The organism is Streptomyces sp. ML-6 (assembly GCF_030116705.1).
GTDB lineage: Bacteria > Actinomycetota > Actinomycetes > Streptomycetales > Streptomycetaceae > Streptomyces.
Genome location: NZ_JAOTIK010000001.1, coordinates 6,466,948 through 6,490,023 on the forward strand (window position 1 = coordinate 6,466,948; position 23,076 = coordinate 6,490,023).

General features: G+C 73.0%; 23 protein-coding genes. 5 read left to right on the forward strand and 18 right to left on the reverse strand.

All coding sequences use genetic code 11. The features are described 5' to 3' along the window. Nucleotides 1-69: 69 nt before the first annotated feature. Complete coding sequence (locus OCT49_RS28500; RefSeq protein ID WP_283854657.1) at nt 70-705, forward strand: mycothiol-dependent nitroreductase Rv2466c family protein; 636 nt, start codon at nt 70-72, stop codon at nt 703-705. A 12-nt stretch (nt 706-717) separates the two neighbouring features. Here the strand turns inward: OCT49_RS28500 and OCT49_RS28505 are convergent, their stop codons facing one another. The 14 genes from OCT49_RS28505 to OCT49_RS28565 form a co-directional block, all read right to left on the reverse strand. Further along, nucleotides 718-1,482 carry a sirohydrochlorin chelatase gene (locus OCT49_RS28505; RefSeq protein ID WP_283854658.1) on the reverse strand — a complete coding sequence of 255 codons (765 nt, stop codon included), beginning with the start codon at nt 1,480-1,482 and terminating at the stop codon, nt 718-720. Between the two features lie 8 nt (nt 1,483-1,490). After that, nucleotides 1,491-2,369, reverse strand: coding sequence for an ABC transporter permease (locus OCT49_RS28510; RefSeq protein WP_283854659.1), 879 nt, complete (start codon nt 2,367-2,369; stop codon nt 1,491-1,493). Further along, nucleotides 2,356-3,144 (reverse strand): ABC transporter ATP-binding protein, encoded by a 789-nt coding sequence (locus OCT49_RS28515; RefSeq protein WP_283854660.1) that lies wholly within the window; start codon nt 3,142-3,144, stop codon nt 2,356-2,358. The genes OCT49_RS28510 and OCT49_RS28515 overlap by 14 nt, the downstream gene beginning before the upstream one ends. 70 nt (nt 3,145-3,214) lie before the next feature. Then, the gene (locus tag OCT49_RS28520) at nt 3,215-4,321 is read right to left on the reverse strand and encodes an aliphatic sulfonate ABC transporter substrate-binding protein (RefSeq protein WP_283854661.1); all 1,107 of its coding nucleotides are present in this window, start codon (nt 4,319-4,321) and stop codon (nt 3,215-3,217) included. A gap of 234 nt (nt 4,322-4,555) precedes the next feature. Next, the gene (locus tag OCT49_RS28525) at nt 4,556-5,923 is read right to left on the reverse strand and encodes a sulfate adenylyltransferase subunit 1 (protein ID WP_283854662.1); all 1,368 of its coding nucleotides are present in this window, start codon (nt 5,921-5,923) and stop codon (nt 4,556-4,558) included. Further along, complete coding sequence (gene cysD / locus OCT49_RS28530) at nt 5,924-6,859, reverse strand: sulfate adenylyltransferase subunit CysD (RefSeq protein WP_283854663.1); 936 nt, start codon at nt 6,857-6,859, stop codon at nt 5,924-5,926. Continuing rightward, the gene (gene cysC, locus OCT49_RS28535; RefSeq protein WP_391722941.1) at nt 6,856-7,401 is read right to left on the reverse strand and encodes an adenylyl-sulfate kinase; all 546 of its coding nucleotides are present in this window, start codon (nt 7,399-7,401) and stop codon (nt 6,856-6,858) included. The genes cysD and cysC overlap by 4 nt, the downstream gene beginning before the upstream one ends. A 23-nt stretch (nt 7,402-7,424) precedes the next feature. Then, the gene (locus OCT49_RS28540) at nt 7,425-8,141 is read right to left on the reverse strand and encodes a phosphoadenylyl-sulfate reductase (protein ID WP_283854665.1); all 717 of its coding nucleotides are present in this window, start codon (nt 8,139-8,141) and stop codon (nt 7,425-7,427) included. Then, nucleotides 8,138-8,317, reverse strand: a complete 180-nt coding sequence (locus OCT49_RS28545) for a hypothetical protein (protein ID WP_283854666.1) — start codon at nt 8,315-8,317, stop codon at nt 8,138-8,140. The genes OCT49_RS28540 and OCT49_RS28545 overlap by 4 nt, the downstream gene beginning before the upstream one ends. Beyond that, a complete protein-coding gene (locus tag OCT49_RS28550; protein WP_283854667.1) occupies nt 8,314-10,011 on the reverse strand; it encodes a nitrite/sulfite reductase in 1,698 nt (565 codons plus the stop codon). Before OCT49_RS28550 ends, OCT49_RS28545 begins: the two co-directional genes overlap by 4 nt. 125 nt (nt 10,012-10,136) lie before the next feature. After that, nucleotides 10,137-10,220, reverse strand: a complete 84-nt coding sequence (locus OCT49_RS39890; RefSeq protein WP_316248393.1) for a putative leader peptide — start codon at nt 10,218-10,220, stop codon at nt 10,137-10,139. Nucleotides 10,221-10,578: 358 nt separating this feature from the next. Continuing rightward, nucleotides 10,579-11,175, reverse strand: a complete 597-nt coding sequence (locus OCT49_RS28555; RefSeq protein ID WP_283854668.1) for a GNAT family N-acetyltransferase — start codon at nt 11,173-11,175, stop codon at nt 10,579-10,581. Between the two features lie 152 nt (nt 11,176-11,327). Continuing rightward, on the reverse strand, nt 11,328-12,608 hold the full coding sequence (locus tag OCT49_RS28560; RefSeq protein ID WP_283854669.1) for a helix-turn-helix domain-containing protein: 1,281 nt from the start codon (nt 12,606-12,608) through the stop codon (nt 11,328-11,330). 259 nt (nt 12,609-12,867) lie between these two features. After that, nucleotides 12,868-14,517 carry an acyl-CoA dehydrogenase family protein gene (locus OCT49_RS28565; protein ID WP_283854670.1) on the reverse strand — a complete coding sequence of 550 codons (1,650 nt, stop codon included), beginning with the start codon at nt 14,515-14,517 and terminating at the stop codon, nt 12,868-12,870. A gap of 17 nt (nt 14,518-14,534) precedes the next feature. On the opposite strand from OCT49_RS28565, the gene OCT49_RS28570 reads away from it, so the two are divergent. Next, nucleotides 14,535-15,788: a YihY/virulence factor BrkB family protein gene (locus OCT49_RS28570; protein ID WP_283854671.1), complete on the forward strand. Its 1,254-nt coding sequence runs from the start codon at nt 14,535-14,537 to the stop codon at nt 15,786-15,788. Nucleotides 15,789-15,807: 19 nt separating this feature from the next. Here the strand turns inward: OCT49_RS28570 and OCT49_RS28575 are convergent, their stop codons facing one another. Further along, a complete protein-coding gene (locus OCT49_RS28575) occupies nt 15,808-16,263 on the reverse strand; it encodes a CU044_2847 family protein (RefSeq protein WP_283854672.1) in 456 nt (151 codons plus the stop codon). 52 nt (nt 16,264-16,315) lie between these two features. Between OCT49_RS28575 and OCT49_RS28580 the strand changes: the two genes are divergently transcribed. Next, nucleotides 16,316-17,020: a helix-turn-helix domain-containing protein gene (locus tag OCT49_RS28580; RefSeq protein WP_283854673.1), complete on the forward strand. Its 705-nt coding sequence runs from the start codon at nt 16,316-16,318 to the stop codon at nt 17,018-17,020. A 129-nt stretch (nt 17,021-17,149) separates the two neighbouring features. On the opposite strand, the gene OCT49_RS28585 is transcribed toward OCT49_RS28580, so the two are convergent. Beyond that, nucleotides 17,150-17,542, reverse strand: a complete 393-nt coding sequence (locus tag OCT49_RS28585; protein WP_283854674.1) for a VOC family protein — start codon at nt 17,540-17,542, stop codon at nt 17,150-17,152. 109 nt (nt 17,543-17,651) lie between these two features. Continuing rightward, nucleotides 17,652-19,211, reverse strand: a complete 1,560-nt coding sequence (locus tag OCT49_RS28590; RefSeq protein ID WP_283854675.1) for a 3-hydroxyacyl-CoA dehydrogenase — start codon at nt 19,209-19,211, stop codon at nt 17,652-17,654. Nucleotides 19,212-19,515: 304 nt separating this feature from the next. On the opposite strand from OCT49_RS28590, the gene OCT49_RS28595 reads away from it, so the two are divergent. Together OCT49_RS28595 and OCT49_RS28600 are read left to right on the forward strand one after the other, a co-directional pair. Further along, nucleotides 19,516-20,445, forward strand: coding sequence for a LysR family transcriptional regulator (locus OCT49_RS28595; RefSeq protein ID WP_283854676.1), 930 nt, complete (start codon nt 19,516-19,518; stop codon nt 20,443-20,445). Nucleotides 20,446-20,554: 109 nt separating this feature from the next. Then, nucleotides 20,555-21,784 (forward strand): acetyl-CoA C-acetyltransferase, encoded by a 1,230-nt coding sequence (locus OCT49_RS28600; RefSeq protein WP_283854677.1) that lies wholly within the window; start codon nt 20,555-20,557, stop codon nt 21,782-21,784. Nucleotides 21,785-21,917: 133 nt separating this feature from the next. On the opposite strand, the gene OCT49_RS28605 is transcribed toward OCT49_RS28600, so the two are convergent. Beyond that, complete coding sequence (locus tag OCT49_RS28605; protein ID WP_283854678.1) at nt 21,918-22,877, reverse strand: dihydrodipicolinate synthase family protein; 960 nt, start codon at nt 22,875-22,877, stop codon at nt 21,918-21,920. Nucleotides 22,878-23,076 lie beyond the last annotated feature (199 nt).

Sequence of the window (23,076 nt, forward strand, 5' to 3'; positions counted from 1 at the left end):
CGATTGGCCCAGGGGAATCGACGGCGAATGGCCCGGGATCACCTGCCACTTGATGCCTACGCTCGGCCCATGAACAGCACACCGCACACCTCCGGACCGGGCCGGACGGCCGTCGACCTCTACTTCGACCCGGCCTGCCCGTTCGCCTGGATCACCTCCCGCTGGCTGCTGGAGGTGGAGCGGCACCGGGACATCGAGCTCCGTTTCCGCGTCATGAGCCTTTACCTGCACAACATCGGCAACGAACTGCCCGACTGGTACCGGGACCTGGTCGACCGGTCGATCGGGCCGGTGCGGGTCGCGGTCGCCGCGGCGGCCGGGCACGGCGACGGGGTCCTGCGCGGCCTCTACACCGCGATGGGCACCCGCATCCACCAGGAGAAGAACGAGGACTTCGACCAGGTGATCGCCGAGTCCCTCGCGGAGCTGGGCCTGCCCGCCGCGCTGGCGGACGCCGCGCACTCGGAGGCGTACGACGAGGCGCTGCGGCGCAGTCACGACGCCGGCAAGGACCCGGAGGCGGACGCCTACGTCGGCACGCCCACCCTCCACGTCGACGGCGCGGTCTGGTTCGGGCCGGTCCTGCGGGCCGCGCCGCGCGGCGAGGAGGCGGGACGGTTCTTCGACAGCTTCCGCACGCTCGCCGGGAATCCGGACTTCTTCGAGCTCAAGCGGACCCGGACGGGCAGCCTGGACGTGGGGTGACCGGGCACCGCGTCACGCGCTGAGCGCGGCGGTCCGGGCCGCCGGGAGACGGGCCGCGTCGTACCGGGCCAGCAGCAGCCGCGCCAACTCCGGGGCCGGGCCCAGGACATCGGCCAGCACGTCCGCGCCGGCCGCGCCCGCGACGATCCGGTCGGGGAGCCGGCCGGGCGCGATGACGTAAGGGGCCACCGCCACCCGCCGCACCCCCTCGTCCCGCAGGGCGCGCACCGCGTCCTCGGTGCGGGGGAAACCCGCGGGAGATGTGGCGGAGGCGAACGCAGGCCGCACGGAACACCAACCGGTGTGCCGCAGCTCCCGCGCGATTTCAGCGATCACTGCGATCGCCTCCGGGTCCGTGGAGCCCGCCGAGGCCAGAACGAGCCCGGTCGAGCCCCGGTCGCCGGGACGGATCCCGGCCTCGCGCAGCCGCCGTTCCAGGGCCGCGCCCAGCAGCGGCGACGGGCCGAGCACCCCGGCCTGCCGGACGCGCAGCCGGGGCAGCCTCGTCCGGGCTTCGCGCAGCACCGCGGGGATGTCGGACTTGGCGTGGAAGGCCCGGGTCAGGAGCAGGGGGAGCGCGACGACCTCCCGCGCGCCCTGCGCCGCCAGCCGTTCCAGGACCCGCGGCACCGACGGCGCGTTGAAGTCCAGGAAACCGGTCTCCACCCGCAGCCCCGGCCGCAACGACCGGACCCGCGCGGTGAGCGCGTGCACGGTCGCCGCGTGCCGCGGATCGCGGCTGCCGTGGGCGATGACGAGAAGTACCGGGGCGGTCATGACCGGGCTCAGTTCTTGACGAGGAGGCCGCGGCTGCGCAGCACCCACCGCTCCAGCGGACTGAAGACGAGCAGGTCGATCGCGATGCCGACGAACAGGATCAGGATGATGGCGAGGAAGATGCCGGGCATGTCCGCGTTGTTGCGGCCGTTCTCCAGCAACTGGCCGAGCCCCAGACCGAGATCGGGGGAGGACGCGATGATCTCGGCGGCCATCAGCGAACGCCAGGAGAACGCCCAGCCCTGCTTGAGCCCCGCCAGGTAACCGGGCAGTGCGGCCGGCAGCACGATGTGCCGGGTCCCGCGCAGCCCGGTCGCGCCGAGCGTGCGGCCCGCCCGCAGGAACAGCGGCGGCACCTGGTCCACGCCGGAGACCAGCCCGTTGGCGACCGAGGGGACGGCGCCCAGCAGGATCACCGCGTACATCATCCCGTCGTTCAGCCCGAGCCAGATCACGGCCGGCGCGACCCAGGCCACCGACGGCAGGGACTGGAGCCCGGACAGGATCGGGCCGATCGCGGCCCGCACGAACCGCACCCGGGCGACCAGCAGACCCAGCGGCGTACCGATGGCCACGGCCAGCAGGAAGCCGAGCAGACCGCGCGAGACGCTGGTCCAGACGACGTCCAGGAGCGTCCCCTGCAGCCACATCTGCGACGCGCTGTCCCAGACCGCGGCCGGTGACGGCAGCTTGTAGTCGTCGGTGACCTGGGCCCGGACGAGCAACTGCCAGACGACGATCACCAGCGCCACCGCCAGCACCGGCGGCAGCACCTTGCGCACCAGTACCTCGCGCACCGGGGTGCGGCGCACCTGCACGGTGTCCAGCGCGTCGAGCCCCGCCTCCAGACCGGCCAGGTCGTCGGGCTTCGTGTCAGTGCCGGCCATGACGGCGGATCTCCCCACGCAGTTGTTCGGTGATCTCGACGGACAGCTCCGCGACCGCGTTGTCCTCGATGCGGCGCGGCTGCTCGATGCCGACCGTCCACTCGCGGGCGATCCGGCCGGGGCGGGACGACAGCAGGACGACCCGCTCGGCGAGCCGCACGGCCTCGCGCACGTTGTGGGTGACGAAGAGGACCGAGAGGTTCGTCTCGCGCCAGATCCGGGTCAGCTCGTCGTGCAGCACGTCCCGGGTGATGGCGTCGAGCGCGGCGAACGGCTCGTCCATCAGCAGCAGTTGACTGTCCTGGGCGAGGGCGCGGGCCATCGCCACCCGCTGCCGCATGCCGCCCGAGAGTTCGTGCACGCGCTTCCTGTACGCCCCGCCGAGCCGTACGAGTTCGAGCAGCCGCTCCGCCTCCGCACGGCGCTCCGGCCTGGCCACGCCGCGCAGCCGCAGCGCGAGCTCGATGTTCTTGCCCGCGGTCAGCCACGGGAACAGAGCGTGCTCCTGGAACATCAGGGCCGGCCGCCCGCCCGGGGTCTCGATGGACCCCGAGGTCGGGCGGTCGAGCCCGGCCACCAGATTGAGCAGGGTCGACTTCCCGCACCCGGAGGCCCCCAGGAGGGTGACGAACTCGCCCGGTGCGACATCGAGCGTGATGTCGTCGAGCACGAGCTGCTGCCCCTGCGGTCCGCCGAAGGACTTGGACACGTGCGTGATGCGGGCTGCGTGCCCGACCGCCGTGCGGTCCTCGGCCTCGGTGAGAGTGGTCGCCATGGTCGTCACCTCCTGGAAATCCTGGATTCGGGTCCGGACGGCCCCGGCCGCCTCCCGCCTGCCGGTCGGCTCACTTGACGCCGAGACCGGCGTCGGCGACCTCGGGCCTGCCCTCGGCCTCGAGGACCTTGTTCAGCAGCCGCAGGTCGTAGATCCCGTCGAGGTCCGGCTTCTCCAGCAGCCCGGCCTTCACCGCGTGCTGCGCCTGGGCGTCGAGCGTGGCGGCCAGCGGGTCGTCGGTGAGCTGGATCGACTTCCACGCGGGGTCGACGATCTCGGCGGGCAGCGCCTTGCCGGTCAGCTTCTCCAGCGCGGAGTTGGCGGACTCCTTCGCCTTACCGGGGTTGGCGTTGATCCACGCGTTGGTCCTCACCGAGCCGCGCAGCACCGCCTCGACGACATCCGGGTGCTCGTCCAGGAACTTCTGCGACACGATGATGTTCGTGATCACGAACTTGTTGTCCGGCCACAGGCTCGACTCGTCGAGCAGCTCCTTCGCGCCCTCGGCGACCAGCTTGGACGCGGTGGGCTCGGGCACCCAGGCGCCGTCGATGGAACCGGACGCGTAGGCGCCCGGGGTCACCTTGTTGTCCGTGCGGACCACGGAGACGTCGCCCTTGCCGCTCTGGGCGTCGACCTTCCAGCCCTTCTCGGAGATCCAGTTGAGGAAGGCCACGTCCTGGGTGTTGCCGAGCTGCGGGGTGGCGATCCGCTTGCCCCTGAGGTCGTCCAGGGTCTTGATCTTCTTCGGGTTCACGACCAGCTTCACCCCGCCGGACGCCGAACCGCCGATGATCCGCAGGCTCTTGCCGCCGGACTTGGTGAAGCCGTTGATGGAGGGCGACGGGCCGATGAAGCCGATGTCGATCGAGTCGGCGTTGAGCGCCTCGATCTCGGAGGGGCCCGCGTTGAACTGGGCGGTCTTCAGCCGGGTGCCGCCCAGCTCCTTCTGGAAGATCCCCTCCTGGTCGCCGACCAGGGCGGTGGCGTGGGTGAGGTTGGGGAAGTAGCCGATCCGCACGGTGTCCACGGAGAGCTTCTTGCCGTCGGCCGCCACCCCCGCGTCGTCCTTCTTCGCCTCGGAGCCGTATCCGCAGGCGGTGAGCGCGACGGCGAGCAGCGGCAGTGCGGCGACGGCGGCGAGGCTTCGGCGCAGCGTGGTACGGGGGGCAGGCACGGGAGGTCTTCCTCTCGTCGGCCCGGTGCTCGGGTCCCCCGGAACTACGGGGACGCGGCCGGGCGGTCGGCAGGTCTTCGTCCGAACTGGCGGTATGGGTGGTACGACCGGGCGCGCAGGCGGTGCGCGTACGTCATCGCGCACATCGCGCGACTCCGCCCTGGCCGCTGCCGAGGGCGCCGCTGCCGACGCGGCCGCCCTCCTTCGCGAACGTGGAGTAGACGTCGGTGTCCATCAGAAGTCCCACTCGGCGTCGTCGGACGCGTCGTCCCCGGCCGCGGCCGCGGCGGCGAACGAGGCGCCCGCCATGCCGGCCGTCAGCGTGGTGCCGTCCGCCGGGTCGATCAGGAGGAACGAGCCGGTGCGCCGGGAGTCCGCGTACGCGTCCAGGGCGAGCGGTTCCGCGGTCCGCAGGACGACCCGGCCGATGTCGTTGGCGACGAGCCGCCCGGGTGCCGGGTGCTGGGAGAGGTCGTCCAGCGTGAGCCGCGAGGGGATGTCCTTGACGATCGCCTTGACCGTGCGGGTGGTGTGCTTGATCAGCACCCGCCGGCCGACTTCGAGCGGCTGGTCGGCGACGTGGCAGACGGTCGCCTCCACGTCCTGGGTGATTGCCGGCGCGTCGGCGGACGGGGCGATCAGGTCGCCGCGCGAGATGTCGATGTCGTCGGCCAGCCGGAGCGTCACGGACTGCGGCGCCCAGGCGATGTCCACGCTCTCGCCGAGCGCGTCGATCGCGGCGATGGTCGACGTACGGCCCGAGGGCAGTACGGTGACGGCCTCGCCGACCCGGAACGCGCCGGCCGCGATCTGGCCCGCGTAGCCGCGGTAGTCGGGGTGCTCGGCGGTCTGCGGCCGGATCACGTACTGGACGGGGAAACGGGCGTGGCAGGCGGTGAGGTCGTGGCTGACCGGCACCGTCTCCAGGTGCTCCAGGACGGTGGGGCCGCCGTACCAGTCCATGTGCGCGGACGGCTCCACGACGTTGTCCCCGGCCAGCGCGGAGATCGGGATCGCGGTACACCAGTTTTCCTGGGGGTCCCCCCCAGACCCCCAGCCCGGGACGCCGAGCGAGGCGGCGTACGCGGTGAACTCCTCGGCGATGGCGGCGAACACCGGCTCCGCGTAGTCGACCAGGTCCATCTTGTTGACGGCCAGCACCACGTGCGGCACCCGCAGCAGCGCGGCGACGGCGGCGTGCCGGCGGGTCTGCTCGACGACCCCGTTGCGGGCGTCGACCAGGACGACGGCCAGCTCGGCCGTCGATGCACCGGTCACCATGTTCCGGGTGTACTGCACGTGGCCCGGCGTGTCGGCCAGGATGAAGCGGCGGCGCGCCGTCGCGAAGTAGCGGTAGGCGACGTCGATGGTGATGCCCTGCTCGCGCTCGGCCCGCAGGCCGTCGGTCAGCAGCGCCAGGTCGGGCGCCTCCTGGCCCCGGCTGCGCGAGGCGTGCTCGACGGCCTCCAGCTGGTCGGTGAGGACCGACTTGGAGTCGTGCAGCAGACGCCCCACGAGGGTGGACTTGCCGTCGTCGACGGACCCCGCAGTGGCGAACCGCAGCAGGGTGGTGGCCGACAACTGCTCGGCTGTGGTGGTCATCTAGAAGTACCCCTCGCGCTTGCGGTCCTCCATCGCGGCCTCGGACATCTTGTCGTCGGCGCGCGTCGCGCCCCGCTCGGTGAGCCGGGAGGCGGCGATCTCGGCTATCACGGCGCCCAGCGTCGTCGCGTCCGAGTCGACCGCGCCGGTGCACGACATGTCGCCGACGGTGCGGTAGCGCACCTGCCGGGTCTCGACGTCCTCGTGCTCCTTGGGGCCGCCCCAGTCGCCGGCGGTCAGCCACATGCCGTTGCGGTTGAAGACCTCGCGGTCGTGGGCGAAGTAGATCTCCGGCAGTTCGATGCCCTCCCGGGCGATGTACTGCCAGACGTCCAGCTCGGTCCAGTTGGAGATCGGGAAGACCCGGACGTGCTCGCCGGGGGCGTGCCGGCCGTTGTAGAGCTGCCACAGCTCGGGGCGCTGACGGCGCGGGTCCCACTGGGAGAACTCGTCGCGCAGCGAGAAGACCCGCTCCTTGGCCCGCGCCTTCTCCTCGTCGCGGCGTCCGCCGCCGAACACGGCGTCGAAGCGGTGCTGCTGGATCGCCTCGGTCAGCGGCACGGTCTGCAGCGGGTTGCGGGTGCCGTCCGGGCGTTCGCGCAGCTTCCCGGCGTCGATGTACTCCTGCACGGAGGCGACGTGCAGCCGCAGCCCGTGCCGGGCCACCGTGCGGTCGCGGTACTCCAGCACCTCGGGGAAGTTGTGCCCGGTGTCCACGTGCAGCAGCGCGAACGGCACCGGCGCGGGCGCGAACGCCTTGAGCGCCAGGTGCAGCATCACGATCGAGTCCTTGCCGCCGGAGAAGAGGATCACCGGCCGCTCGAACTCGCCCGCCACCTCGCGGAAGATGTGCACGGCCTCGGACTCCAGCGAGTCCAGGTGGCTGAGTGCGTACGGACTGCCGGTGCCCTCCGACACGGTCGCGGCGGTCGTCATACCGCACCCCTCTCGCTCAGCAGCGCGTACAGCTCCGCCGCGGACTCCTGCACGGTCTGCCGGTGCGACTCGATCCGCAGATCGGGCGACTCGGGCTCCTCGTACGGGTCGTCGACCCCGGTCAGCCCGCTGATCTCGCCCGCCGCCTGCTTGGCGTACAGGCCCTTCACATCGCGTTCGGAGCACACCTCGACCGGGGTCGCGACATGCACCTCCAGGTACGGGGTGCCCTCGGTCTGGTGCCGCCCCCGCACCGCGTCCCGGCTGTCCGCGTACGGGGCGATGACGGGGACCAGAACCTTCACGCCGTTGGCCGCCAGCAGCTCGGCGACGAAGCCGATCCGCTGGACGTTGGTGTGGCGGTCCTCGCGGGAGAAACCGAGCCCCGCGGAGAGGAACTCCCGGATCTCGTCGCCGTCGAGCACCTCCACCCGGTGGCCCTCGCCGCGCAGCCGCCCGGCGAGTTCGTACGCGATGGTGGTCTTGCCCGCGCTCGGCAGACCGGTCAGCCAGATGGTGGCTCCCGTCTCCGTCACGCTCATCGAAGTCTCCTGATCAGTCGTCATCAGTCGTGCAGCCCGCACTCGGTCTTGCCCCGGCCCGCCCAGCGCCCGGCGCGGGCGTCCTCGCCCGCCAGCACCCGGCGGGTGCAGGGCGCGCAGCCCACGGAGGCGTAACCGTCCATCAGCAGCGGGTTGGTGAGCACGCCGTGCTCCGCCACATACGCTTCCACGTCGTCCTGCGTCCACCGGGCGATCGGCGAGATCTTGACCTTCTGCCGCTTGGCGTCCCAGCCGACAACCGGGGTGTTCGCCCGGGTGGGGGACTCGTCGCGGCGCAGCCCGGTCGCCCAGGCCGTGTACCCGGCCAGGCCCTCCCGGAGCGGCCCGACCTTCCGCAGCGCGCAGCACAGGTCGGGGTCGCGGTCGTGCAGCGCCGGCCCGTACTCGGCGTCCTGCTCGGCCACGGTCTGCCGGGGCGTGAGCGTGATGACGTTGACGTCCATCACCGCCTCGACCGCGTCGCGGGTGCCGATCGTCTCCGGGAAGTGGTAGCCGGTGTCGAGGAAGACCACGTCCACGCCGGGCAGGACGCGCGACGCGAGGTGGGCGACGACCGCGTCCTCCATGGACGAGGTGACGCAGAACTTCCGGCCGAAGGTGTCGACGGCCCATTGCAGGATCTCGGTCGCGGAGGCGTCCTCCAGCTCCCGGCCCGTCCGGACGGCCAGTTCCCCCAGTTCCCCGGCGTCGAGCTCGGCGACCGGCTGAACGCTCGTCATATCCCGTCCCCTTCTCCGTCGTTGCCCCGCAGACCCCGGGCCAGCAGCCCCAGGAACCCGAGCTTGAACGCGCGATTGCAGGAGGCACACTCCCAGGCGCCGTGACCGGCCTCGTGCGGGCGCAGGTCCTCGTCCCCGCAGTACGGGCAGTAGAACGGTGCGGCGCGTCCGCTCATGACAGCGACTCCGCACTGGCGCGCGCCGCCCAGGTCGCGAACCGCTCGCCGTCCTCGCGCTCCTCCTGGAAGCGGCCCAGGACCCGCTCGACGTAGTCGGGCAGTTCGGCCGAGGTGACCTTCAGGCCGCGGACCTTGCGGCCGAAGCCGGCCTCCAGCCCGAGGGCGCCGCCCAGGTGCACCTGGTAGCCCTCGACCTGGTTGCCCTCGTCGTCCAGCACGAGCTGGCCCTTGAGACCGATGTCGGCGGTCTGGATGCGGGCGCAGGCGTTGGGGCAGCCGTTGATGTTGATGGTGAGCGGCTCGTCGAAGTCCGGCAGGCGGCGCTCCAGTTCGTCGATGAGCGAGGCACCGCGCGCCTTCGTCTCGACGATCGCCAGCTTGCAGTACTCGATGCCGGTGCAGGCCATCGTGCCGCGGCGGAACGGCGAGGGCTTCACCTGGAAACCGAGCGCCTCCAACCCCGCGGACAGCGACTCGACCCGGTCCTGCGCCACGTCGAGGATGATCATCTTCTGCTCGACGGTGGTGCGCACCCGGCCGGAGCCGTGCGCCTCGGCCAGATCGGCGATCTTGGCGAGGGTGGAACCGTCGACGCGTCCGACCCGGGGGGCGAAACCGATGTAGAACCGGCCGTCCTGCTGCGGGTGGACGCCGATGTGGTCGCGCCACCGGCTGCTGGGCTCCGCGGGCGCGGGGCCGTCCACCAGCGGGCGCTTCAGGTACTCGTCCTCCAGCACCCGGCGGAACTTCTCGACGCCCCAGTCGGCGACCAGGAACTTCAGCCGGGCGCGGTTGCGCAGCCGGCGGTACCCGTAGTCGCGGAAGATCCCGACGACCCCGGCCCAGACGTCCGCGACCTCGTCCAACGGCACCCAGGCGCCCAGCCGTTCGGCCAGCCGGGGGTTGGTGGAGAGGCCGCCGCCGACCCAGAGGTCGAAGCCGGGCCCGTGCTCGGGGTGCTCGACGCCGACGAAGGCGATGTCGTTGATCTCGTGCACCACGTCCTGCACCGGGGAGCCGGAGATCGCGGTCTTGAACTTGCGCGGCAGGTTGGAGAACTCCGGGCTGCCGATGTAGCGGGCGTGGATCTCCTCCAGTGCCGGGGTGCCGTCGATGATCTCGTCGGCCGCGATGCCCGCCACGGGGGAGCCGATCATCGTGCGGGGGCAGTCGCCGCACGCCTCGGTGGTGGAGAGCCCGACGGCCTCCAGCTTCTCCCAGATCGCCGGGACGTCCTCGATGCGGATCCAGTGCATCTGGACGTTCTGCCGGTCGGTGATGTCGGCGCTGCCGCGGGCGTACTCCTGCGAGATCTCACCGATGACGCGCAGCTGCTCGGTGGTCAGCTTCCCGCCGTCGATGCGGACCCGCATCATGAAGTACTTGTCCTCCAGCTCCTCGGGCTCCAGGACCGCGGTCTTGCCGCCGTCGATGCCGGCCCGACGCTGGGTGTACAGGCCCCACCAGCGCATGCGTCCGCGAAGGTCGGTGGGGTCGATGGAGTCGAAACCGCGCTTGGAGTAGATCGTCTCAATGCGTGTCCGCACATTGAGACTGTCGTCGTCCTTCTTGAACTGCTCATTGCCGTTCAGCGGGGTGTAGTGCCCCAGGGCCCACTGGCCTTCGCCGCGGTGGCGTCCGGCCTTGCGGCGGGGCGCCGCGGGCGCAGGCTGTTTCGGGGTAGCGGCCATGACGGTACGTCCTTCGGGACTGCAGGAGGGCGGCTCTGAACTGCACACTCGCATGGAGGCGCGGCGGTGCGCAGGTCGTGCGGGAGGAGCGGGGAAAAAAGCGGAACGCGGCGGTGCTGGGACTCTCAGCCCGCCGGACAGATGGCGCTGGACATGCGGCCGAGGTCGACGTGACGTCGACTCACCAAGGCGATTCCAGTTCCGGGCATGACGGAAGCGTGGCACGCGCGTCTTGGACCAGTCCACCACTATCCAATATCTGGACGCGAGTGTCCTGAAATGCGAGACGGTGTGGCGCGCGTCACGTGCCGTGTCCGGCCCGGACCATCCGTAATGGCGGCAATCTCCCCACATGGCACCGGAAGCGGAGGGCCCGGTCCCGGTCCCGGTGGAAGTCCGGGGCCGGGACCATGTGCGGGACGGGCGGGGCGCCGGGCCGGGGCTGCCGTTCTGGTACCCGGCCACGGCCCGGGGCCACCTCCCGGCGCTCGACTACGGCCCGGGGCCACCTCCCGGCGCTCGACTACGGCCCGGGGCTGTCGCTCGGCGCTCGACTACGAGCCGGCGCTATCGCTCGGCGCCCGGCCAGGGCCCGGGGGTCGCCACGTCCGGCTCCAGCTCCACCTTCGTGTCGAAGAGCCGGAAGCCGCGCCGCAGATAGTTGTCCATGGCGTGCGGCCCGTCCTTGGAGCAGGTGTGCAGCCACACCCGCTTCGTCGGTGTCCGCTCCGGCCAGCGCTCCGCCAGGTCCCAGGCACGGGCGACCCCCTGGGAGAGCAGGTGCCCGCCAATCCGGCGGCCCCGGAAGGCGGGGATCAGCCCGAAGTACATGACCTCGACCACCCCCTCGTCCTGCGGGTCCAGCTCGATGTACCCGGCCGGGGTGCCGTTCTCGTACGCCACCCAGGTCTCGGCGCCCGGCCTGCCCAGGACCTCCTCCCACTGCGCGTACGTCATGCCGAGCCGGTCCGTCCACCGGACGTCGCCGCCGACCGCCGTGTAGAGGAACCGGCTGAACTCGGGCAGCGGCACCTCCGAGCGCACGATCCGTACGTCCCCCTCCGGGACGGCGGCGGGGCGCAGGTCGTCGGGGGAGGTCTGTTCCAGGGACCAGACGGTCACCTCGGTGGTGGCTGGCGGTGCGGTACGTGCGGGGCTGTTCATGGCTGCCAGGGAACCACGCCGCGCCGCCCGCCCCCAAGCCGGCCCCGAGTCCCGGCCTCCCGGCCGGTGGGCGCCGGCCCCGGCCCGTACCGCCCCGGCCGCCCGGACCCCGACGCGCCAGGCTCCGGCGCCCCGGACCCGGCGCCCCGGCCTCAATCGATCGCGCGCGCCCCGACCACCACCGGGGCCGTCGAGTGCGGCAGCAGATCGGCCGGATGGTCCGGAAGGATCACCTCCACCTCGACGTCGTCGCCGAACCGGTACGGGCGGTGCGCGAGCACCTCCGCGAGATGGCGGCGTATTCGTGAGATCTCCGCCCGCACCGTCACCGTCCGGGTCGCGTCGCCGAATATGTCCTGGGCGAGCTCGGACGCCGTACGCCCCTCGCGGTGCAGCGCCAGGGCGTACAGCAGCTCCGCGTGGCGGGGCGAGAGCCGCTGCGTCCAGGTGCCCACCGCGCCCACCACGTTGACCGCGAGCCCGCGCGGCCTGCTCAGGTCCAGCACCACCCGCTGCGGCGCCCCGTCCGCCGGCCCGTCCGCGACCTGCACCAGCCAGCCGCCGGACAACGGCTCGACCCGGCACATGCCGAGCGACGGCAGCCACACCCGTCCCGGCCGCAACGACTTGGGCAGCGGCAGCCGGTCCATCGGCGGCATCCCGGTCACCGCCGCGAGCCAGCCGTTGGTGTCCACCGCCAGAGCCCGCCCGCCCAGCCGGCACAGCAGCGGCGCCGCCACCGAACGCAGCCGGTCGAGCGCCTGCAGATGCCGGTTCCTGATCTCGCTCTCGGCCAGCCTGGCGACCGAACCGACCAGGCCCAGTGTCGTCGGATGGAACGTGGACGCGGGGCCGCTCATGTCGACGATGCCCATCATCTTGCCGTCCCGCGGGTCACGGATCGGGGCCGCCGCGCACGTCCAGTTGTGCAGCGTCCGCACGAAGTGCTCCGTGGAGTGCACCTGGATCGGGGTGCGCGAGATCAGCGCCGTGCCGATCGCGTTCGTCCCCGCGCTGGTCTCCGCCCACGTGGCGCCCTCCGCCAGACAGATGCCGTCCGCCCGGCGCAGCACCCGGGTGTTGCCCTGGCGCCACAGCACCCGGCCCTCCACGTCGGTGACCACCACGATCTGCTGGGCGGTGTCGGCCAGGGAGACCAGACCGTCGTTCAGCAGCGGCATCACCTCGTTCAGCGTCGAGGTCCGGCGCCGGTGCTCGATCTCCTCCACCCCGAGCAGCACGCTCTCGGTCGACTGGTCGGGATCGACGCCCTCGCGCACCATCCGGTCCCACGAGGCACCGATCTCGGCCCGCGGCGCGACCGCCGGGCGGTCACCGGAGAGCCTGGCCTCCCTGGCCCGGTGGACCAGGCGGACGTCCTGGGCGGACCGGGGGACGGCCGACCGCTTCGTCCCGGCAGCACTGGTCTCCACGCGTGACTCCCCCCGCCCGACAGGGACTGCTCGACACTCCACGGTCCCATCCTGCCGCCGCGCGGGGCCCGATACGGCACTCTCCGCACAATGGTTGCAACCCTTTGCAACTCTGGCGAGGACACGCGGGTTCGTACGAGAGTGGTGGAACACCGCGCGGCGGAGCCTGTGCCCCCCGCCCGGTGTGCACAGCAAGGAGGGTGGTGCCGTGTCGGCGCAGCACCACCCTCCGTCGCTGCGTGTTCTCCCGGACGGCCCCTCAGCCCTCCTCGCCGGACCGGTCGGGCCGGGCCCGTTCCACCACCGAAGCCAGGTCCAGAGTGTGCGGCAGCGTCCCGAAGGCCGCTCCCCGGTCCCCGCCCAGCCGGGACGCGCAGAACGCGTCGGCCACCTCCGGCGGGGCCCAGCGCACCAGCAGCGAACCCTGGAGCACCAGCGCCATCCGCTCGGCAAGCCTGCGGGCCCGCGCCTCGATCCCGTTCAGGTCGGCGAGCTCCGTCAGCAGGCCTTTGATCGCCCCGTCCAGCCGGTGGTCGGCACCGCGCGCCCCGCCGACCTCCTGGAGGAACGCGTTCAGCGCCATCGGCTCGCGCTGCAGGGCCCGCAGCACGTCCAGCGCCTGCACATTCCCCGAGCCCTCCCAGATCGAGTTGAGCGGCGCCTCGCGCAGCAGCCGCGGCATTCCGGACTCCTCGACGTAGCCGTTGCCGCCCAGACACTCCAGCGCCTCGCCCACCACGGGCGTGCACCGCTTGGTCACCCAGTACTTCGCCGCGGGCACCGCGATCCGCAGGAACGCCCGCTCGCTGTCCGTACCGGCGTCGTACGCCGCCGCCAGCCGCATCGCCAGCACCGTCGCGGCCTCCGACTCCAGCGCCAGGTCGGCCAGCACGTTGCGCATCAGCGGCTTCTCGATCAGCACCCCGCCGAACGCGCTGCGGTACGCGCAGTGGTGGACCGCCTGCGCGACCGCCTGCCGCATCAGCGCCGCCGAACCGAGCACACAGTCCAGCCGGGTCGCCGCGACCATCTCGATGATGGTGCGCACCCCGCGCCCCTCCTCGCCCACCCGGCGCGCCCACGTGCCGTCGAACTCGACCTCGGCCGAGGCGTTCGACCGGTTGCCCAGCTTGTCCTTGAGCCGCTGGAGGGCGAAGACGTTGCGGGTGCCGTCGGGCAGCACCCGGGGCAGGAGGAAGCACGTCAGGCCCCCGGGCGCCTGCGCCAGCACCAGGAAACCGTCGGACATCGGCGCCGAGCAGAACCACTTGTGCCCGGTGAGCAGGTACTCGCCCGCCGCGGCCAGCGGCCGGGCCCGGGTGGTGTTCGACCGTACGTCGGTGCCGCCCTGCTTCTCCGTCATGCCCATCCCGAGGAGCGCCCCGGCCTTCTGCGCGACGGGCCGCAGTTCCTGCTCGTACACGGGCGAGGTCAGTAGCGGCTCCCACTCGGCGGCCAGCGCCGGATCGGTCCGCAGCGCGGGCACCGCCGCGTGCGTCATCGACAGCGGACAGCCGTGCCCCGCCTCGGCCTGCGTCCACACGAGGAATCCGGCCGCCCGCCGCACGTGCCCGGCGGGCCGGTTCCAGGCGCCGGTGAGGCCCGCCGAGACGGCGTGGCCCAGCAGCCGGTGCCAGGCCGGGTGGAAGTCCACCTCGTCGATGCGGTGGCCGTACCGGTCATGGGTGCGCAGCACCGGCGGATTCGCGTTCGCCTGCTCGCCCCACTCCTGCGCCTGCGCGGAGCCGGCGGACCTGCCGAGCTCGCCGAGCTCGCCCCGGACCTCGGCCAGCAGAGCGGGCGGGACATGCCTTCGTACGGCCTCGGTGAGCACCCGGTCGGCGGCGAAGACGTCGTAGCCGACCAGCGGCGGGGCCTGGTTGGACACTGTGTGGGTGGTGGCTGCCATGCGGATACGGTAAGGACGTGCAGGCAGCAAACGAAACACCCGAGCGGCCATCGGGGCGGCTCCACCGGGCCCGAGTCCTCTACCGCAACGTCTCCAAGCGGCAGATGGTCTGGCAGCTGCTCAAGGACACCGTCAACTCGTGCATGGAGTACCGCATCCTGGGGCTCGCGGCCGAGGCGGCGTTCTTCACCCTGCTGTCCCTGCCGCCCCTGCTCCTCGGCCTGATCGGCCTGCTCGGCTACGTCGACGAATGGACCAACACCACCACGGTCGCCTCCATCGAGCGCAACATCCTCAACGCCGCGCACACCGTGCTCAGCGAGCGCGGCGTCAACGACTTCGCCAAGCCGCTGCTGGCCGACATCACCACCGGCGCCCGGCCCGACATCATCTCGATCGGTTTCGCGATCGCGCTCTGGTCCGGCTCCCGCGCGGTCAACGTCTTCATCGACACGATCACGGTGATGTACGGGCTCGACGGCCACCGGGGCATCGTCAAGACGCGCCTGCTCGCCTTCCTGCTGTACGTCGTCGCGCTGCTGCTCGGGGCCGTCGTGCTGCCGCTGCTGGTCGTCGGCCCCGACCGGGTCGTGGAGTTCGTCCCCTGGGGCACCGAACTCATAAGCATCCTGTACTGGCCGCTGGTGGTCCTGCTGTCGATCGCGTTCCTGACGACGCTCTACCACGTGTCCGTGCCGGTGCGTTCGCCGTGGATCGAGGACGTGCCGGGCGCGCTGGTGGCGTTCGTCATGTGGGTGCTGGGCAGCTTCCTGCTGCGGATCTACCTCACCAGCACCGTCGAGGGGCCCACGATCTACGGCTCGTTGGCGGCCCCGATCGCCGTGCTGCTGTGGATCGGCATCTCCGCGTTCGCGGTGCTGGTGGGAGCCGCGGTGAACGCGGCCATCGACCGGGTGTGGCCCTCGCTGGCCACGGCCGCCGCCCGCGCGGCCAACGACCGGCTGCGCGCGGCCCAGGCGGCGGAACTGGTCGCCAGGGCGGAGGCGGAGTGCCGGTCGGCGTACTGGGACGAGGACGACGACGAGGATGACGAGGACGATGACGAGGGGGATGATGACAGCCCCTACATGCCCTCCGAGTTCCCCGAGCGCTGGTCGAAGTTCCTGCCCCCGGACGACGTGAAGTCCAGGCTGCAGCCGAGCCGCGACAAGGAACCGGAGAAGGACAAGGACAAGGCCGACGAGAAGGACGAGGCCGGAAACGGGGGCGAGGAGCCGGACGACGGTACGGACCGGCCGCCCGGCGCGTGAGCACCCGGCCCGGCCGACGTCATTCGGCGGGTGGCGCGGGAGGTGCGGCCGGTGCCGGGGGCGTGGTCGGTGCCGGGGGCGCGGATGCGGCCTGCGGGGGCACCGGCGGGGCGTTCGTGGCCCCGGGAGCGGGCGGCGCCGCGTCCTCCCGCTCGGCCCCGGGGGACCAGGACAGCTTGACCAGGAGGTGGCCCTCCACCGCGCTCTTGGCGATCACGGCCCCGGCCTCCGCCGTGATCTTCACCCCGAACTCGAGCTCCACCCCGTCGGGTTTCAGGGCGCCGTCCCGGAACACCGCGAGCGCGGACTCGGCCGCGGACCGCATGCCCGTGAGTGCGCTGTCGAACGTACGACCCGCTCTGGTCAGGGTGTTGTCATCGCCCAGGGCGACCAGGTTCGCGCCCTGCGCCTGACGGTCGACCTCGACGGTCACCGTCGCACCGCTGTCGGTGGTGAACTCCATCAGTGCCGTCATGAGCGCCCCCCGGGAAGCCGATTCGGTCCGCCGACGAGACTAGCGTGTGGGCATGGGCAACCGGTACGAGGAACGGGCGTCGCGGTTCGGCGGGGCGACCGTGTGGACGCTGGAGGCGCCGGGCGGCCGGGTCGGTCCGGTGCTGCCCGACGGATGCATGGACCTGCTCTGGATCGGCGGGCGGCTGCTCGTCGCGGGCCCCGACACCCGGGCCATGGTCCCGGACGTGGAGCCCGGTGGACGGTACGCCGGAATCCGCTTCGAGCCCGGCGTCGCCCCCGCCCTCCTCGGCGTACCGGCGCACGAACTGCGCGATCTGCGGACCGCTCTCGCGGACCTGTGGCCCGGCGCCCTGGTCCGCGAACTCACCGAACGCGTCGCCGAGGCCCCCGACCCCGCCGCCGCGCTGGAGGCCCTCGCCCTGCGCCGGGCGGCCGGCACCGCGCCGCCGGACCCGCTGATGCGGGCCGTGGCCGCCCGGCTCGGCGCCGGAGGGTCCGTCGCGGACACCGCGCGCACGACCGGTCTCGGCGTCCGCCGGCTGCACCGGCGCTCGCTCGCGGCCTTCGGCTACGGGCCCAAGACGCTTGCCCGGATCCTGCGGTTGCAGCGGGCCCTGGCCCTCGCCCGGGCGGGGACGCCCTACGCCGAGGCGGCGGTCGCGGCGGGCTGCACCGACCAGGCCCACCTCGCCCGTGAGATGCGCGCCCTGGCCGGCACCACCCTGACCGCCCACCTGGCGCGGGGCACGTCGTGAGGGCCCCGCCCGGCCGGGATGCCGCTCCTTTCGCGACCCGTCCCGCCCGGGCGGGTGCCGTGCCTCCGACGTCCGCCCGGACGGCGCCCTTCCCGGAATCCGTCCCGTCCCGCCCCGCCCGGCCCGGTCTCAGCCGTTCGCGGCGAACAGCGACACCTCGCAGCCGTCCGGGTCGAGGACCGTCGCGTAACGCTGCCCCCAGACCGCGTCCCACGGCTTCAGCCGCCCCTCGTACCCGGCGCCGGTCAGGTCGTCGTACACCGCGTCCACCTCCGCCGGGTCGTCGCAGCGGAAGGCGAGCCCGAGGCGTTGCCCGTCGGCGGGCTCGCTCCACTCCGGGTCGAACGAGCGGATGACGTCCTCGGTGTCCCACATCAGGCGCATGCCGCCCGGGAGCGTCGCCTCGACATGGGGCGCGGAGTGGGCGTCGGCGGGGAGGTCGATTCCGAGCCGACGGTAGAAGGCGAGCGAGGCGGCCAGGTCCTTGGTGATGATGCCGATCGCATCCATGCGTGGAGTCATGCCCCGAACCCTAGGCAGGGGCCGGGACCGGGTCTTGTAAGAAACGGACACCTGCTCGAACGGGGCGGGGCGGACCCGGCCATGCTCCGGCCCGGGCCCGCCCCGCGCGTCACGAGGCCGCGGGACCGTCCACGCAGTCGGCGGGCGACGTGCCCGGGTCGGTCAGCGACAGGCCGAGCAGGGCGCGTTCGGTGACCCAGCGGCTCGGCCGGTGGCGCGGGTCGTCCGTCGTGCGGTGCAGCGCCCGGTGCAGCTCCAGCATCCGTCCGGCGCCGACCCGGTCGCCCCAGGCCAGCGGGCCGACGGGGTAGCCGAGCCCGGCGGTGACGGCCAGGTCGATGTCGCCGGGGGAGGCGATGGAACGCTCCGCGATCCCGGCCGCCACCGACACGATCGAGGCGAGCAGCCGCTGGGCGACCGAACCCGCCGTGTCCCGCACCACCGAGACCGCGTGGGGCTCCTCGCCGTCCGCCGACCGGGCCAGCACCGCGCGGGCGTCACGCGCGGCGGCCGGATCCGCCGCCGGGGTCACGGCCAGCACCCGGCGCCGGCCCGCCGCGGGCAGCGGGTCCACCCCGAAGGTGCGCGCCGCGGGCAGCCCGTGCCCGGCCACCGCCCCGGCCACCGCGGTGCCCCAGACCGGGACCAGCACGAGGGCGTCGGCCGACGGCCCGTCGCCGGTCTCGACGGCGGCGCCCGCGGCGGTCAGCGCCGCCCGCAACGCATCCGCGTCCCGGTCCCGGCCCTCGGTGGCCCACACGAACACCGGGCGGTCCGGGTCACCGGTGACCGGCGGCTCCGGGGCGGGTGCGGGCGCCCCGGGACCGTACGCGTACCAGCCGCGCCCGGTCTTGCGGCCGTGCAGCCCCGCCGCCACCCGGTTCGGGGTGAGGTAGGAGGGGCGGAGCCGGTCCGCGTGGCGGAAGCCCTGCCAGATCGAGTCGATCACCGCGGCCGTCACGTCCAGCCCGGTGAGGTCCATCAGCTCGAACGGGCCCATCCGCAGCCCGAGCACGTCACGGGCGATCCGGTCGATGTCCGCCGGTGTGCCGACCCCTTCCTCCAGCAGCGCGAGCGCCTCGGTCACCAGCCCGCGCCCGGCGTGGTTGACGAGGAAGCCGGGGGTGTCGGCGACGGTGACCGCGCGGTGGCCGCAGCCCTCGACGAACGCGGTGAGGGCCGGCGGGATGTCCGCGCGGGTGGCCGCGCCCGGCACGATCTCGACGATCCTCATCAGCGGCACCGGGTTGAAGAAGTGCAGCCCGGCCAGGCGGCCCGGGTCCTTCAGCCCGGCAGCGATCCGGGTGACCGACAGGGACGAGGTGTTGGTCGCGAAGACGGCCGTCGCGGGCAGTGCCTCCTCCAGCCTGCCGAAGACCTCCGTCTTGGTGTCGAGGTCCTCCCGCACGGCCTCGACGACCAGCTCGACGTCCGGCCCGTCCGCCCACGGGTCGTCGAGCGGGACCAGACGCGCCACGGTGGCGTCCCGGTCCTCGGCGGACAACCGGCCCTTCTGCACGGCCCGTTCGAGCATGGACCGTACGAAGTCCAGGGCTTCCGTCACCGCCTGGGGACGTACGTCGCACAGCTCGACGGTGTGTCCGGCGGTCGCCGCCCACTGGGCGATGCCGCGGCCCATGGCCCCGGCGCCGACGATCCTGATGCGCATGGTGGTTGCGGTCCTCTCGGGGATGGCATGTGATCCGTCTCAGCGAAGATAGACGCGGCCCGGGTCCACGTCCTCGCGCAGCAGCCGGAGTCCGGCCGCGGTTGGTGGCGGTCGGCAGCGATGCTCCTCCGGCCCTCCGTACGCTTCCCGGTCCGCGCTTCGCCCCACCGTGTCAGCGGCCATTGATCGCTGTCCAATACCGAATTAAGGTCGCATCGAGACGGCCGGGCAATAAATGGGCGGCCGGGCCGACGGGCTCGGGGCGATGGGGCCGGCCGGTGCGGCCGGGGACCGGAGGAACGGCATGGAACTGCGCCATCTGTCCGCGTTCGTCGCCGTGGCCGAGGAGTTGCACTTCGGGCGGGCCGCGAAGCGGCTGCAGATGGCCCAGCCGCCGCTGAGCCAGCAGATCCGCCGACTGGAGAAGGAACTGGGCGTCCAGCTCTTCGAACGCAACACCCGGTCGGTGCGGCTCACTGCGGCGGGGGAGTCCTTCCTCCGGCCGGTACGGACCGTCCTCGCCGACCTCGACACCGCGGTGCGGGCCGCGAAGGCGGCGGGCCGCGGCGAGTACGGGCGGGTCACGATCGGCTTCGCGGGCGCCTCCAGCCACGAGACGCTGCCGCTGCTCACCCGGGCCGTGCGCGCCGCCCACCCCGCCGTCGAACTGGCCATGAAGGGGCAGACGTACGCCAACGTCGCCCTCGACCGGGTCGCCGACGGCTCGCTCGACCTGGGGTTCGTCCGGCTGCCGGTGACCCGGCCCGGGGTGGCCCACCGGGTGATCGCCGAGGAGGAGCTGGTGTGCGCGCTGCCCTTCGACCACCCGCTCGCCCGGCTGGGGAGCGTCCCCGTCGAGGTGCTCGCCGACGAGCCCTTCGTCGCCTTCCCCGCCAACACCGGCTCCACCGTGCGCGACGCGATGGTCGGAGCCTGCGAGGCCGCCGGTTTCAACCCCCGGGTGGTGCAGGAGGCGCCCGACTCGTACACCATCCTCGCCCTGGTCGCCGCGGGCGTCGGCGTCACGCTCACCGTCACCTCCGTCCAGCACATCCAGCAGAACGGCCTCGTCCACCGGCCGCTGTCCGGCCCGCCCGTCCGGCTCCGGGCCGCGCTGGCCTGGCGGCCCGACAACCCCTCCGCCGCCCTGCGGGCGGTGCTCGCGGTGGCCGAGGAGGCACTGCCCACCCCGGCCGGCCCGGCCGGGGAAGGGACCGCCGCGCCCCACGACTGAGACGCGCCCCACCCCGCGCCCCGCGCCGTCCGCCGCACCACCCGTCACCCGTCACCATCACCCATCGCCGAAGCCCGTCACTCGTCCCCCGTCACCGAAAGGTCACGCCGTGCCCGACCAGCAGCTCGATGTCGTCATCTGTGAACCGCTGCGCACTCCCATCGGCCGTTTCGGCGGAGTGTTCGCGCAGCAGACGCCGGCCGCACTCGCCGCACGCGTCATCGCCGAGGTCGTCGCCCGTACCGGGATCGATCCCGACGTGGTCGACGAGGTGATCCTCGGACACTCCTACCCGTCCGCCGAGGCGCCCGCCATCGGCCGGGTCGCCGCCCTCGACGCCGGACTGCCCCAGACCGTCACCGGCACCCAGGTGGACCGCCGCTGCGGCTCCGGCCTCCAGGCCGTGCTGGACGCGGCGATGCAGATCCGGGCCGGTTTCAGCGAGGTCGTCGTCGCGGGCGGCGTGGACGTGATGAGCGCCGCCCCGTACTACACGCACGAGGGTCGCTGGGGCATCAAGGGCCCCGGCCTCCAGCTCCACGACGCACTGGCCCGGGGCCGGGTCACGGCCGGCGGTGTCAACCACCCGGTGCCCGGCGGCATGATCGAGACGGCGGAGAACCTGCGGCGCGCGTACGGCATCGGCCGCGCCGAGCAGGACGCCCTCGCCCTGCGCTCGCAGCGGCGCGCCGGGCGGGCGGCGGCGGAGGGCCGCTACGACGCGGAGATCGTGCCGGTCACCGTACGGACCCGCAAGGGCGAGACCGTCGTCACCACCGACGAGCACCCCCGCCCCGACACCACCGCGGAACAACTTGCCGCGCTGCGCCCGATCATGGCGAAGTCCGACCCGGAGGCGACCGTCACCGCGGGCAACGCCAGCGGTCAGAACGACGCGGCCGCCGCCTGCCTGGTGACCGGCGCGGCCACCGCCGAACGCCTCGGCCTCACCCCCCTGGTCCGGCTCGTCTCGTTCGCCCGCGCCGGGGTGCCCGCCGCGACCATGGGCCTCGGCCCCGTCCCCGCGACCCGGGCCGCGCTCGAACGCGCCGGGCTCACCCTCGCCGACCTCGACCTGATCGAGCTCAACGAAGCCTTCGCCGCCCAAGTGCTCGCCTGCACACGCGAGTTGGGCCTCGGTGAGAAGGACCACGAACAGCGTGTCAACGTCAACGGCTCCGGGGTCTCCCTCGGCCACCCGGTCGGCGCCACCGGCGCCCGCATCCTCGCCACGCTCACCCGTGAACTGCACCGCCGCGAGGCCCGGTACGGCCTGGAGACGATGTGCATCGGCGGCGGGCAGGGCCTCGCCGCGATCTTCGAACGCATCCCGCACTGACCGTACGACCGCGAGCGCGGCGGGACGCGTCCCACCGCGCCGGCCCCGGCCCGTACCGTGTCCCGTTCTCCGTTTCCCGCCCCCCCCGGAGCCCGGCGCTGCTCCCTCGGGCGCCGGGCCCGGGAGGAGGCGCTCATCGGACCGGGGACAGCCCGGCGGCGCGCAGGTGCCGGCCGACCCCGGCGACCGACTCGGCGCTCAGCGGGATCTGCGGGAAGGCCGTGGCGCCGCACTCGATGACGCCGAGCAGATGGAGCGCCGCCTTGAACGAGCCGAGCGCCGAGGAACTGCGGCCCATGTCCGCCTCCGGCCCGACGTCGACCATGCCGAACAGCTCCACGAGCCGCTCCTGCTCCTGCGCGGCGAGCGTCCAGTCCCCGGCCAGAGTGGCCTCGTACAGCCGGACGTACCCGGCCGGATCCACGTTGCCGATGCCCGGCACGACTCCGTCGGCCCCGGCCAACAGGGCGGCGTCCACCGTGAGTTCGGAGCCGGTGAGCACACTGAACCCCGGCGCCGGGCCCACGCCGCGGCCACCCCGGCCGCCCAGTTCGACGAGCAGCCTGCGCAGCCCGCCCTCGTCCCCGCTGCTGTCCTTGAGACCGGCCAGGGTGCCGTCCTCGGCGAGTTCGCGCACCAGCGCGGCGGACAGCTTGCTGTGCACCGCGACCGGGATGTCGTACGCGAACAGCGGCAGGTCCACCGTCGCGCGCAGCTTCCGGAAGTGCCCGGCGATCTCCTCGGGATGGGTGCGAGTGTAGAACGGCGCGGTGGCGACCAGGGCGTCCGCGCCGAGCGCGGCGGCGGCTCCGGCGTGGTGGATCACGCGCGCGGTGGTGGTGTCGATGACCCCGGCCAGCACCGGAACCCGGCCGGCGGCCGCCTCGACCACCGTCCGCAGTGCCGTGGCGCGCTGCTCGTCGGTGAGGTACGCGACCTCGCTGGTGGAGCCGAGCGCGAACAGGCCGTGCACCCCGCCGTCCAGGAGGTGCTCGACGAGCCGGGTGAGGGAAGTGGTGTCGACCTCCCCTCGGGAGTCGAGCGGGGTGCAGACCGGCGGGACGACGCCGCGCAACGGTGTGGTCAGGGACATGGTGAGGGTTCTCCAGCTCGGTCGGGGCGCCGTTCCGCGGTACCGAGAGTCCGTGGAACATGACGTGAGACGTAAGATGTCCTATGTCTGGCTCACCTTAAACAGATGCTCCTGCGAGCGGTCAAGAGGCAGTCGAAGCGCAGGAGGACGTGGAGGCACCGACCTCTCGCGGCCCAGGGCATCGGCCCCGGAGGCCGGG

Coding starts and splice junctions, on each gene's coding strand:
- OCT49_RS28580 (WP_283854673.1), top strand. CDS start 16,316: ATGGGCAACCGGTACGAGGAACGGGCGTCGCGGTTCGGCGGGGCGACC.
- OCT49_RS28500 (WP_283854657.1), top strand. CDS start 70: ATGAACAGCACACCGCACACCTCCGGACCGGGCCGGACGGCCGTCGAC.
- OCT49_RS28595 (WP_283854676.1), top strand. CDS start 19,516: ATGGAACTGCGCCATCTGTCCGCGTTCGTCGCCGTGGCCGAGGAGTTG.
- cysC (WP_391722941.1), bottom strand. CDS start 7,401: ATGAGCGTGACGGAGACGGGAGCCACCATCTGGCTGACCGGTCTGCCG.
- OCT49_RS28515 (WP_283854660.1), bottom strand. CDS start 3,144: ATGGCGACCACTCTCACCGAGGCCGAGGACCGCACGGCGGTCGGGCAC.
- OCT49_RS28575 (WP_283854672.1), bottom strand. CDS start 16,263: ATGACGGCACTGATGGAGTTCACCACCGACAGCGGTGCGACGGTGACC.
- OCT49_RS28590 (WP_283854675.1), bottom strand. CDS start 19,211: ATGCGCATCAGGATCGTCGGCGCCGGGGCCATGGGCCGCGGCATCGCC.
- OCT49_RS28550 (WP_283854667.1), bottom strand. CDS start 10,011: ATGGCCGCTACCCCGAAACAGCCTGCGCCCGCGGCGCCCCGCCGCAAG.
- cysD (WP_283854663.1), bottom strand. CDS start 6,859: ATGACGACCGCCGCGACCGTGTCGGAGGGCACCGGCAGTCCGTACGCA.
- OCT49_RS28505 (WP_283854658.1), bottom strand. CDS start 1,482: ATGACCGCCCCGGTACTTCTCGTCATCGCCCACGGCAGCCGCGATCCG.
- OCT49_RS28525 (WP_283854662.1), bottom strand. CDS start 5,923: ATGACCACCACAGCCGAGCAGTTGTCGGCCACCACCCTGCTGCGGTTC.
- OCT49_RS28540 (WP_283854665.1), bottom strand. CDS start 8,141: ATGACGAGCGTTCAGCCGGTCGCCGAGCTCGACGCCGGGGAACTGGGG.
- OCT49_RS39890 (WP_316248393.1), bottom strand. CDS start 10,220: ATGCCCGGAACTGGAATCGCCTTGGTGAGTCGACGTCACGTCGACCTC.
- OCT49_RS28565 (WP_283854670.1), bottom strand. CDS start 14,517: ATGGCAGCCACCACCCACACAGTGTCCAACCAGGCCCCGCCGCTGGTC.
- OCT49_RS28555 (WP_283854668.1), bottom strand. CDS start 11,175: ATGAACAGCCCCGCACGTACCGCACCGCCAGCCACCACCGAGGTGACC.
- OCT49_RS28585 (WP_283854674.1), bottom strand. CDS start 17,542: ATGACTCCACGCATGGATGCGATCGGCATCATCACCAAGGACCTGGCC.
- OCT49_RS28605 (WP_283854678.1), bottom strand. CDS start 22,877: ATGTCCCTGACCACACCGTTGCGCGGCGTCGTCCCGCCGGTCTGCACC.
- OCT49_RS28545 (WP_283854666.1), bottom strand. CDS start 8,317: ATGAGCGGACGCGCCGCACCGTTCTACTGCCCGTACTGCGGGGACGAG.
- OCT49_RS28510 (WP_283854659.1), bottom strand. CDS start 2,369: ATGGCCGGCACTGACACGAAGCCCGACGACCTGGCCGGTCTGGAGGCG.